Origin of the sequence: Segatella sinensis, from assembly GCF_040095255.1 — a bacterium.
Taxonomy (GTDB): Bacteria; Bacteroidota; Bacteroidia; order Bacteroidales; family Bacteroidaceae; genus Prevotella; species Prevotella sinensis.
This window is the reverse complement of sequence record NZ_JBBNGE010000036.1, coordinates 23,113-34,731: the sequence shown is the minus strand read 5'-3', so window position 1 is coordinate 34,731 and position 11,619 is coordinate 23,113. Positions and strand designations below refer to the sequence as shown.

The 11,619-nt window shown below is 46.7% G+C and carries 11 protein-coding genes and 2 tRNA genes; 7 read left to right on the top strand and 6 right to left on the bottom strand.

Features of this window, described 5'->3' with window-relative positions; all coding sequences use genetic code 11:
• Positions 1-189: 189 nt before the first annotated feature.
• The 4 genes from AAAT87_RS10500 to AAAT87_RS10485 all read right to left on the bottom strand — a co-directional run bounded on the left by AAAT87_RS10500 (position 190) and on the right by AAAT87_RS10485 (position 5,690).
• Positions 190-1,833, bottom strand: a complete 1,644-nt coding sequence (locus tag AAAT87_RS10500) for a Gfo/Idh/MocA family protein (RefSeq protein WP_295024083.1) — start codon at positions 1,831-1,833, stop codon at positions 190-192.
• 277 nt (positions 1,834-2,110) lie between these two features.
• Positions 2,111-3,622 (bottom strand): glycoside hydrolase family 10-like protein, encoded by a 1,512-nt coding sequence (locus AAAT87_RS10495; protein WP_296973515.1) that lies wholly within the window; start codon positions 3,620-3,622, stop codon positions 2,111-2,113.
• A gap of 41 nt (positions 3,623-3,663) precedes the next feature.
• The gene (locus tag AAAT87_RS10490; RefSeq protein WP_089542509.1) at positions 3,664-4,314 is read right to left on the bottom strand and encodes a trimeric intracellular cation channel family protein; all 651 of its coding nucleotides are present in this window, start codon (positions 4,312-4,314) and stop codon (positions 3,664-3,666) included.
• A gap of 98 nt (positions 4,315-4,412) precedes the next feature.
• Entirely contained in the window at positions 4,413-5,690 is a 1,278-nt protein-coding gene (locus AAAT87_RS10485; RefSeq protein ID WP_295024085.1) for an AAA family ATPase, read from the bottom strand.
• 159 nt (positions 5,691-5,849) lie between these two features.
• On the opposite strand from AAAT87_RS10485, the gene AAAT87_RS10480 reads away from it, so the two are divergent.
• The 7 genes from AAAT87_RS10480 (at position 5,850) to AAAT87_RS10450 (ending at position 9,573) form a co-directional block, all read left to right on the top strand.
• A complete protein-coding gene (locus AAAT87_RS10480) occupies positions 5,850-6,662 on the top strand; it encodes a hypothetical protein (protein ID WP_153089683.1) in 813 nt (270 codons plus the stop codon).
• Positions 6,663-6,683: 21 nt separating this feature from the next.
• The gene (locus tag AAAT87_RS10475) at positions 6,684-6,905 is read left to right on the top strand and encodes a hypothetical protein (protein ID WP_295024087.1); all 222 of its coding nucleotides are present in this window, start codon (positions 6,684-6,686) and stop codon (positions 6,903-6,905) included.
• Between the two features lie 27 nt (positions 6,906-6,932).
• Entirely contained in the window at positions 6,933-7,181 is a 249-nt protein-coding gene (locus AAAT87_RS10470) for a hypothetical protein (protein ID WP_296973520.1), read from the top strand.
• 137 nt (positions 7,182-7,318) lie between these two features.
• Positions 7,319-7,389: transfer RNA gene (locus tag AAAT87_RS10465), tRNA-Cys, on the top strand.
• Between the two features lie 52 nt (positions 7,390-7,441).
• Positions 7,442-7,512 (top strand) — tRNA-Cys (locus AAAT87_RS10460).
• A 391-nt stretch (positions 7,513-7,903) separates the two neighbouring features.
• Positions 7,904-8,245, top strand: a complete 342-nt coding sequence (locus AAAT87_RS10455) for a sugar 3,4-ketoisomerase (RefSeq protein ID WP_349226371.1) — start codon at positions 7,904-7,906, stop codon at positions 8,243-8,245.
• Positions 8,246-8,250: 5 nt separating this feature from the next.
• Positions 8,251-9,573 carry a DegT/DnrJ/EryC1/StrS family aminotransferase gene (locus tag AAAT87_RS10450; protein ID WP_349226370.1) on the top strand — a complete coding sequence of 441 codons (1,323 nt, stop codon included), beginning with the start codon at positions 8,251-8,253 and terminating at the stop codon, positions 9,571-9,573.
• Here the strand turns inward: AAAT87_RS10450 and AAAT87_RS10445 are convergent.
• Both AAAT87_RS10445 and leuB read right to left on the bottom strand, forming a co-directional pair.
• Positions 9,546-10,289 carry a tetratricopeptide repeat protein gene (locus AAAT87_RS10445; RefSeq protein WP_118312692.1) on the bottom strand — a complete coding sequence of 248 codons (744 nt, stop codon included), beginning with the start codon at positions 10,287-10,289 and terminating at the stop codon, positions 9,546-9,548. The genes AAAT87_RS10450 and AAAT87_RS10445 overlap by 28 nt on opposite strands.
• Before the next feature lie 256 nt (positions 10,290-10,545).
• Positions 10,546-11,607, bottom strand: a complete 1,062-nt coding sequence (leuB, locus tag AAAT87_RS10440) for a 3-isopropylmalate dehydrogenase (RefSeq protein ID WP_254950617.1) — start codon at positions 11,605-11,607, stop codon at positions 10,546-10,548.
• Positions 11,608-11,619 lie beyond the last annotated feature (12 nt).

Here is an 11,619-nt window from a genome sequence, read left to right as displayed (position 1 = left end):
GCCCTGAAAGGGCAAAAGCTTTGAAATTGAAAGCTTTTGCCCTTTCAGGGCGACTTTTTTGTATCTGTTCTAAAACCCAGGGCGATGCCCTGGGCTAGGAGCTTCTGCCCTTTCAGGGCGTATTGGCTGTGACTTATGACACACCCTCTTGATTTTTCATGGGGAATTAGAGGAGTTAAATTCCTGCTATTATTTTCTGGCATTCATTGCCTTCTTGGCAGCAGCTACAGCCTTGTTGTACTTAGTGGTAGCCGACTTCAAAGCCTTGGCATTGTTAGCCTTCTTGGCAGCAGCTACAGCATCATAAAGATTCCACAACTTGAACTTAGCAGTAGCCTCCTTCTGTGACTTGGTATAAGCTGCAGCGGCAGCCTCTGTAGCAGCCTCAGCCTCTGGTGCAGCATACTGATGCTTGTAACCATCCTGCTTGTTCCAGAAACCACGGGTGAAGTCTGGGAAGGTAACGGCAGCGCTGTTGTTGTCCATAGAAAGAGCACCCAACTCTGCCAAAGAACACCACTCTGCCAAATCATAAACATCCATATCCAATGGCAAGCCATTCTGCAAGCAGTAAACCAGACGAGAGTCCATAATGAAGTCCATACCACCATGACCCATCTGACGGCCCAGTTCACCATACTTCTTCAAGATAGGGTGATAATACTTCTTGATCAAAGCTTCCTTCTGCTCCTTGTTCATGAAACCATGAGCATTGAGGTTATCCATCTGAGGAGCACCTGTACCCTTGAGTGCCTCGCCAGAGAGTGCAAACTCCTCGGTAGGATACTTGGTAGCGTAACCCTTGGTACCTGTGAGCTTGAACAAGCGGTTGTATGGCTGAGGAGTCATCACGTTGTGCTGGATCTCCACCACCTTACCCTTGGCTGTACGCATCAAGGTAGTAGTATGGTCACCATTGCGGAACTCCTTGCACTCCTTGCCGCTCTTGTTCTTCACCCAGTCCTTACCCACGAAAGACTCTGTATCCATAGCAACGAGCGTAGTGAAGCGGTCGCCACGGTGAATATTCAGGCACTGAGCAACAGGACCCAAGCCATGAGTAGGATAAACATCACCACGGTTCTCCATGTTATACTTCATACGCCAGTGGAGGTTGTCCTTGTCATTGTCAGCCGGATCCTTCCAGTAAGCATCCCAGAAGTCCTCGAGACAGTGGATATAAGCACCCTCAGCACGGATGATGTCACCGAAAACGCCATCCTGAGCCATAGCCAGCGCATTCATCTCATAGTAGTCGTAGCAGCAGTTCTCCAAGATGAAGCAATGCTTGCGAGTCTGCTCGCTCAAGTTAATCAGGCTCCAGCACTGATCCAGATTCATGGCACTAGGAACCTCGATGGCTGTATGCTTGCCATTCTCCATCGCAAACTTGGCAACTGGGAAATGGTGATTCCAGTCGGCTGCGATATAAACCAGGTCGATGTCAGAACGCTTGCACAAAGCCTCATACCCCTTCTCGCCGCTATAGATATCAGCAGGCTTCAAGCCCTGCTTGCGCAAGTACTCCTGTGATTTCTCTGCACGAGCCTCCTCGTAATCGCACAAGGCAACGATCTCTACACCTGGAATGTGGCAGAAACGCATTACTGCCCAAGGACCACGCATACCGAGACCGACAAAGCCAACACGTACTGTCTTCAACTTAGGAGCCGTCAATCCCAAAACATTCTGCTGTCCTGCAGGACGCTCTGGTGTCTCCACTACGATTGTACCCTTGTCCCAATGCCACTTGGTGCCTGGAGACAAAGACTGAGCGCTAGCGGACAAAGAAAATGCCGCCAAGGCTGCCATCAAAAAACTCTTAATTTTCATTCCTAAAATTAGCAACACTTACTGTTAGTAATAATTAATTAATTAGGTTCTGATCAACATCTAAGTTTCTCAGCAATTCTCTCAAATCAGCACTCCATTCATCTTAGTGTTGCATTAGAAAACAAATGGAACGCTGAAATGACTCTGCAAAAGTACAAATAAAATTTGAGATACTGAATCTTTTTAGTGTTTTTTTATGGATAAAGGTACAATTCCTGGCTTTTAACAAGAAAAACGCTCTGAATCAGAATGACAGAAACAAGAAAAACCGCTTCGCTTAAAGCGAAACGGTTTTCTTCTTACCCTTACTCTCGTTACCTACGCGATCGAGCGCAGTAACGACATAGGTATATTTCTGATCCTTTACGTATGGTATCGGATAGGTGGTATCGTAAACAACAGCCTGGAGAGCGGTGACATCATTGAGATTCACAGGCGCTCCCTTTTCAAAACGGTAGATGGCAAAACGGTTGGCGACATCGCCCCATTTCTTCTTCTTTGCCTTTGGAGCCTTCCAGGTAAGCAGTGGTCCCTTCTCTGTCCACTCCATCTTCAGACTCTTCACACCCTTTGGTGCCTTATCGTCGAGGAACGGCATCAATGGAGGAAGCGAAGGATATTTCCAGTAATAATCGCGCAGAGTATGTCCGATGTTGCCAACATTATCTGCTGCAGTCTTGGCATACCAGAGCACGGTGCCCTGTACATTATTCATCTGCTGATGAAGGCGATGCTTGGCTGGCAGCTGATGACTCTTCGGATTCGTAGGATCAGCAAACTTCGCCGTACGCTCGATATCCTCACCTATATAAAGAGGACGGTTGCCAGCATACTTGTTCCACCACTGGATGAGGGTCTTGTAATCTGCCGCCTTGTTACCTATCTCCCAATAGATCTGAGGCACACAGTAATCAATGAAGCCATTGTTTACCCAGAGAAGAACATCGGCATAGAGATCATCGTAGTTCTGAAGACCGAAAGTCTGAGATCCGATCGGAGAGTTTTTCCGGTTGCGATAGATACCGAAAGGAGAAACGCCGAACTTCACCCAAGGCTTGACACGATGGATGGTTTCACCCAACTGCTTGACGAACCGGCTCACATTATCTCTTCTCCAATCGCCGATATTACGGAATCCACGAGGATTGGCTGCATACATCTGCTGATCAGGAATCTGCTTGCCAGCTACCGGATAAGGATAAAAGTAGTCGTCGATATGAAAACCATCGATATCATAACGGCTCACGATATCAGCAGCCACCTGACAGGTATAATCTGCAGCCTCCTGAAGTGCCGGATTGAGAAGCACGAGATTATCATAGCTGAAACAGAGGTTCGGATGCTTCTTCACCACGCTCTGGGATGACACCTGGGAGAACGAGGTAGAACCATGCTTGGCACGGTAAGGATTGATCCAGGCATGAATCTCCATTCCACGCTGATGACACTGCTCAACCATCCACTCCAGCGGATCCCAATAAGGCGATGGAGCCTTGCCCTGGACACCGGTGAGGAACTTGCTCCAAGGTTCAAGATCACTCTGATAAAGGGCATCACATTCGGCACGCACCTGGAAGATGATGGCATTCACGCCATCCTTCTGCAATTCGTCAAGTTGCTTGGTGAGCATCGACTGGATCTGCTGGGTTGATTTACCCAAATACTGTCCGTTGACACACTGGATCCAGGCGCCACGGAATTCACGTTTGTTCTGTGCCATCAGGGATGAAGTCTGAAACATCAGCATCATCGCCAAAATCAGCATTCCTAAGATTTTCTCTCTTCTCATTAATTAGTGTTTATCGTTTAATGTTATTGTTTAATTCTAAATTATTCTTTCTTATCCTCCTCATCACGCAGCGTAGGCAGCGAGATATGGTATTTCACGGCGAGCAGGCGGATGATGCAGACGGTGAGGAAGGAGGCTATCACTGTAACATAGAGGCTCAAGCCCAGATAGCTGAATGCCCAGTAAACCAGGCCGCCCAACACACAAGCCATCGCATAGATTTCCTTGCGGAAGATAACCGGTTCCTCGTTGAGAAGCACATCGCGGATCACTCCTCCAAAGGAGCCCGTGATACATCCCATAATGATAGCTACCCAGAATGGGAAACCACAATCGAGGGTCTTCTGGATTCCGGCGATATTGAAAAGCGCCAAACCGAGGGTATCGAAAAGAAACCAGGTGTTGTCTAGACGCTTCAGATAATGATGGCACACAATCACCACCAGTTGGGCCAAGAACGTAAACAGAAGATAGATAGGACTCGACATCCAGAAAGGATTCAAGCCCAGCATCACGTCGCGGATGGTTCCGCCTCCGATAGCTACAGCCACACCACACACAAATCCGCCCAGCCAATCATAATGCTTGCTGGCGGCAAGCCTGATGCCCGAAAGGGCAAATGCAAAGGTTCCAATGAACTCGATGACGCTCTGGAGTGTCATCACCAGTTCCGGGTCTTGATGAATAGTCATTTTCTCGTAATAAATTATTTGATGTGGGGGATTTCAAATCCCCCGGTTTTAAAAGGTCGAACATTTTTTAACGACGGATTGCAAATCCGTCGGAACGCCTAACGGTTCTTGAATCTTTCTCCCCAGCAGGTAACCATCCAGTTATAGAGTCGTTCTTCTGAAGGAGAATGCTGCGGCTGCCAGAATCTGGCGTCTTTCAGCTCATCAGGTAGATATTGCTGCTCTGTGAAATGTCCCGGATAATCGTGAGGATATTTATAGCCATCATGATAACCCAGGTCTTTCATCAGTTTGGTAGGCGCATTGCGGATATGCAGCGGCACAGGCAGATTACCGGTCTGCTTCACCGTGGCAATGGCGTCATTGATGCCCAGATATGCACTGTTGCTCTTCGGACTGGTAGCCAGATACACCACCGCTTCGGCAAGTGCAATCCTAGCCTCAGGCCAGCCTATCTTCATCACCGTATCGAAGGCTGCATTTGCCAGCAGGAGCGCATTCGGATTCGCCAGCCCCACATCCTCGCTTGCACTGATCACCACTCTCCGGGCGATAAACTGCGGATCTTCGCCGCCCTCTATCATACGCGCCATCCAGTAGAGCGCCGCATCAGGGTCACTGCCTCGAATACTCTTGATGAAGGCAGAGATGATGTCATAATGCATCTCGCCCTGCTTATCATAAGCCAGCGGATTCTGCTGCAACTGTTCCTCTACCATCTTATCGGTGATAACCACTTCATCGCTGCCTGCAGATTCCACCACCAGTTCCAGGATATTGAGCAGTTTCCGGGCATCACCGCCACTGAAGCGGAGCATGGCAGCGGTTTCCTTCAACTCAATCTTCTTCTGCTTGAGTTCCACATCCTCGGTGATGGCTCGCTGCAGGAGCCCCTCCAGGTCTTCCTTCTCCAACGGTTTGAGCACATAGAGCTGGCAACGGGAAAGGAGCGGACGGATTACCTCGAAAGAGGGATTTTCCGTGGTAGCACCAATCAGGGTGACAATTCCCTTCTCCACCGCCCCCAGCAGAGAGTCCTGCTGGCTCTTGGAGAAGCGATGAATCTCATCAATAAACAAGATAGGAGAAGCAGAATTGAAGAATCTGCCACTCTTCGCTCTCTCTATCACCTCGCGCACATCCTTTACGCCACTGGTAACGGCAGAAAGGGTGTAGAAAGGGACCTTCAGGGTCTGGGCTACTATCTGCGCCAAAGTAGTCTTGCCCACTCCCGGAGGTCCCCAGAGAATAAAAGAGGATATGCGCCCTGCGTCTATCATCTTGCGCAGCACGGCACCCTCGCCTACCAGATGCTTCTGTCCGACATAATCGGCGAGCGAGCGAGGTCTCATTCTTTCAGCTAACGGTTCACTCATATCAATTATTTTTTCGCCACAAAGGTAATGAAAAAAAACGAAACACGCATAAGTTTTTAGGATAAAAGAAAAAAAAATGCATAAAAGCAAAAAAATAAGCTCGAAAATTTGGATATATAAAAAGAAGTACTTACTTTTGCAATCAAAATACGTACAACAATGAAAAATGAAAAAAATATCACCCTCAAGACATTGACCAAGAGCAGTGTCTGGGATCTCCAGGAGAATGATGTTTTCCGTCTCTGGGAAGCTGCCGAGAAAGACAACGACCTGAAGGACAATCAGCGTAGATACCTCGACATCATTCGTAGTGCTTTCGAGATTGAGCCAGTCAAGATTGACCGTACTGAAGTGCTCGATAAGTTGATAGACCGTGGCTTCAAGATCGGTACCTTCCGTATCGACGACAAGAACGAGAAGTATGCCATCAAGAAGCGTCCTATCATGCGTGTGACTGACCTCACCTATGAGAACATCGGCCATATAACAGCTACCAAGCTCATCGAAGTGCTGGAGCGTAACTTTGGCGGTGGCTGGGATAGTCTGTCTCAGAGCATCAAGGACATCATCGAGAGCGGTTTCGACATCAGTACCACTACCCTTCCAAAGGATCGCCTCAAGAAACCAGGTGGTCTCTATGAGAAGAAGCTCGCTGATGATTATGAAGTACTCGTAGTACCAAAGGGCACCTGGGTAGAGGCTATCTTTGCCAAGGAGAAGCCAAAGCAGGAGAAGATCCGCATGAAGTTTATGGATGAAGACATGGACCGCGACGAAGACCTGCTGGACCGTGACGAAGACGATGAGGATGAGGATGCACCAGAGATTGAGGATCACTACAATGATCCAGATGAGGACGATGATGCATTCGATGACGACAAGCTCACCGAAGAAAGCTACCGTACTACCTTCGAGGATCCAGAGAATCTGGGACTCGATGATGCTGAGGACGTAGCTGATGACGATTATTAATTATATAATAAGGAGAAAGAAATGAACGCAGTAGTAGGATTATTCGCATTAATCGTGGTAGCACTCGTAGGTTGGGCTATCGCAGAATTTAAGTACAAGGCCTTCACCTTTACCCGTTCCGAGAAGGATATCGAGGAAGAGGAAGAGTTGGAGGAGCAGAAGCGTGCCGAGGGTTTCAAGGAGATGAACATCCGCGACATTATGCGTAAGAACTCTACCAATGGCTACAATGCCGTAGGTTAAAGAGGGATTTTTAAACTCTAAAAGAAAATGATGATACAATACACCATCATTGCAACGATACTGGCGGCATGCATTCTGTATGCCGCCTTTCGTATTTATAAATCGTTGCAACAGGCAAACAGATGCAAGGATGGCAACTACCGGTGCAGTGGTTGCGCTTTTTATGAACAGTGCAAGAAGAAGGGAAAGCTGGACTATACAAACAAGAAGTTGGATTCTACAGATAAGAAGTTGGATTCTACAAAAAGAAAGTTGGATCCTACAGATAATCACTAGAAATGGACTCCGAAAATGAATAATTTTGAAAAAATCGAATATTTTTCGAAAAAAAGATGCGGAAAGATTTGGTGGATTCAAAAAAAAGTAGTACCTTTGCAATCGCTTATCAGAAATGGTAACAGAAAACTCTACAAGGTGTCTTAACCGAGCGGTTAGGTAACGGTCTGCAAAACCGTGTAGAGCGGTTCGACTCCGCTAGACACCTCGAAAGTTTTATCAAACATCTATCAGGTGTTTGCAAACAAAAAACTCTACAAGGTGTCTTAACCGAGCGGTTAGGTAACGGTCTGCAAAACCGTGTAGAGCGGTTCGACTCCGCTAGACACCTCGAAAAAAGGAAATCCTTTCAAAAAAAGGGTTTCCTTTTTTGTTTTCCATATCTTCCCTATTGAATCTCATTCACACTAGTTATTAATTAAATAAATGTAGAATTGATGGGGAAAAACAAAAGAAAAACAGCGCAAATTGAAGAAAAAAGCATTTTTTTTAAAAATAGTTTAGAATTTATTTTTTTAAACCAAATATTTTTGCTACCTTTGCAAACGTTATCCTGAATACAATCTTTTTACCTTAAAGAAGACTAATACCTATTGAATGTAGAGCAGTTGTCTGAGAAGATAGCTGCTCTTTACTTTTATATTCCCCCTATTTTTCCAACAACTTACTTTTTTTCCTTTCAATTCATACAATATCGCCCGCTATCCTGCGTTCTAATATATATGAAGAAAATAGAAATCATAGAACTTCCCAAGATATATGATCCTCGCGGCAGCCTTACCGTCGCCGAGGAAAATACCCATATCCCATTTGATATCAAGAGAATGGAATGGATTCATCTTGGCGCCATACAGCCCGAGACACCCATCGAACTGGGAGAAAGTCCTGTGATGCTGATTGCACTGGCTGGAGAAATCACCATCCAGGTTATAGATAACCAGCCATCTGCAAGGACCATCACGCTCAATCATCCCAATCAGGCTCTTATCCTGAAAGAAGGCTGTAGAAGTAGAATAACCCATAGCACCAAGCATTCCTTGCTTCTTACTATTCATGAAAAATAAAGGAAATGGAAACAGAAAACGAAAAGAAAGCCATCAAGTATCTTGACCTGAAGGCTATCAATGCCCCATACGAAGAAGAGATCAAGAAGGAAATCAATCAGGTAGTAAGTAGCGGATGGTACTTACAGGGAAGATGCGTGAAGCAGTTTGAGAAGAATTATGCCACTTTCATCGGCACCGAGTACTGCATATCATGCGGTAACGGACTGGATGCTCTCAAACTGATTCTGATGGGAGAAATGGCTATTGGCAAGCTCCACCAGGGTGATGAGATTCTGGTGCCAGCCAACACCTATATCGCCACCATTCTTTCCATAACGAGTGTGGGGCTGGTTCCTATCCTCGTAGAACCCAACCCAGAGACACTGCAAATCGACGAGAACCTCATAGAGAGCAACATCTCCTATAAAACCAGGGGCATCATGCTGGTACATCTCTACGGCAAGTTATCCTGGACGGAAAGAATCCAGGAGATCTGCAAGGAGAACGATCTGCTGAAATTCGAAGACAACGCACAGGCTTTCGGATGCGGATACGTCAACAGCTCTGCACGAGAGGCTATCAGAAGAAAGCTGAATCAAGAAGACGAGGATATCACCCATCAAAATCAGATAGACGAGAATATCACCTATCAAAATCAGATAGACGAGAATATCACCTATCAGGACCAGATAGATATCATCAGCAATTACGCCATCCAGAAAAGCATTTCCCATACAGGTGCTCTAGGAGATGCCGGTGCCCACAGTTTCTACCCAAGCAAGAACCTGGGAGCATTGGGCGATGCGGGTGCCGTGACAACCGATGATGAAGAACTGGCAGAGGCTATCCGAGCCCTCCACGATTATGGAAGAACCAGCAGATTTGATTTTGAATATCAGGGTATCAATTCCAGAATGGATGAGATTCAGGCAGCTGTACTCAATGTAAAGCTGAGACATCCCCACGATGAGCATATCGCCAGATGCAGGAAGGCGATGCTCTATATGGATTATCTGCACCCTGCCATCGTAGAACACTGCATCCCGAAGAGATTACTGGAAGATCCATTCAGCAATGTACTCCATATCTTCCCTTTCATTACCGAAGAAAGGATGAGACTGAGGGAGTTTCTGAAGGATGAATCTGTAGAAACTGCGATACACTACCCTATTCCACCCAATGAGCAACTGGGATATCCTGAGCTTCGACATTATCAACTGCCGATTACCCAGACCATCGCCTGCCAGGAGCTGAGCCTTCCCTGCAACTCTACGATGAGAGACGAGGAAGTAATCCGGGTAGCACAGCTCATCAATGACTATTTCTTGCGACGCAATCTGCGGTAGAAGTCTTGCAGACGACCAGGAGCAACGCCCTTCTTCTGCAAAGCTTCCAGTTCGCGATAGGCATCCAACTTTCTGTTAAGCATGATGAGGAGATCGATGCGGTTGATGCGGTAATCTGCATTATCCTCATCGAGGGAGATTGCCTTAGCGTAATCATACTCGGCAAGTTCCAACTGACCACGCTCCTTCTCCATACCGCCACGTGCTGCATAAGCCGTTGCACTATCCGGATATTGCTCTATCAGATTGTTGATGCCATCATACGCCTCGGTATAGTGCTTGTCCTTCTCATTCAGCAACGCCAGACCGAGCTGAGCCTGGAAGTTACCAGGCACCAGAACCAGGAGGTTCTGATAATCAAGACGGGCAAAGTTATAGCGCAGAAGCTTTTCGTTAACGAATGCACGGTAGAAGAGACCTGCGATATTGGTATTGTTGAGGAACAACACCTTATCCAGGTCATCCTTGGCATAACTCCACTGTTCCAGCTGGATATTCCACGCAGCCTTCTTCAGGCGCAGATCGATGCTGTCAGGATGATAGGCAAGCACACTCGTGGCAGCCGCCAGGGAATCTCTCAGCGCCTTGTTCTGAGCCTTGGAATCGCGCAATGCTACATCATCGACCTTGGAATCAGCCGTCAAATTGTTTTGCTGGGCAAACAGAGGTGTAGCCAGCAAACAACCTATATATAATATGATACTTTTCTTTTTCATGCTGCAAAAATACAAATAGTTATGCAATCAACCAAAAAAGGAAAGATAAAAGATGTTTAGAATTTTCAAAATAAAATAAACAGAAGCAAAACTCCCTGTTTTTCGGGGTTTCAGCGATACGATATTTATCCTTAAGGAAAAAAATAAATTCCCTTAAGGGAAAAAATATATAGCCTTAAGGAAAAATAATCTTTCCCTTAAGGCTAATCAAATCAAAATTCTATCTTGTAAGAATACTTCTAAAAATCAATCCAGATTAAGCATTCTTGATCCAGTTAACGATCCACTCGCCAACCTCTGTTGTGCCATACTGTGCACCACCCTCAACCTGAATCTCAGGTGTGCGGACATTGGCATCAAGAGAAGCATCTACTGCCTTGCGGATCAAGGCACCCTCCTCGTTCAAACCGAAGTGCTCGAGCAACATGGCTGCAGAAAGAATCTGAGCTACAGGGTTAGCCAGGTTCTTGCCAGCTGCCTGTGGCCATGAACCGTGAACAGGCTCGAACAATGGGGTGTGCTCGCCCAATGAGCTAGATGGCTGCAAGCCCATAGAGCCGGTAATGCAAGAGGTCTCATCGGTAAGGATATCACCGAAGGTGTTCTCTGTAACGATGACATCGAAGAATGTTGGCTCTGTCAACACGCGCATAGAAGCGTTGTCGATGAACATATAGTCGGTGTTAACCTCAGGATACTGTGGCTCCATCTCCTTGGCAATCTGACGCCAGAGACGAGAAGATGCCAATACGTTTGCCTTATCTACTACAGTCAAGTGCTTGTTGCGCTTCATGGCAAACTCGAAAGCTACCTTCAGGATGCGCTCAATCTCAGGACGGGTGTAGATATCTGTATCGTATGCCTTATCGTTATCCTGATACTTCTCACCGAAGTACATACCACCAGTCAACTCGCGGATGACTACGAAGTCAGCACCCTTCAGGAGCTCATCCTTCAATGGTGACTTATGGAGCAGGCAATCGAATGTAGCCACTGGGCGGACATTGGCGAAGAGGCCCAACTTCTTACGCATAGCGAGCAAGCCCTGCTCAGGACGAACCTTGGCTGTAGGGTTGTTGTCGAAACGTGGGTCACCAACGGCAGCGAAGAGCACTGCGTCAGCATCCATACAAGTCTTGAAGGTCTCCTCTGGGAATGGATCACCTACCTCATCGATAGCGTGAGCACCGCAGATAGCCTCATTGTAAGTAAACTCGTGGTTGAACTTCTCTGCAATGGCCTGCATAACTGCTACGCCCTGCTTCATAATCTCTGGTCCGATACCATCACCGGCGAGAACTGCAATGTTTAATTTCATCTTATCTGATTT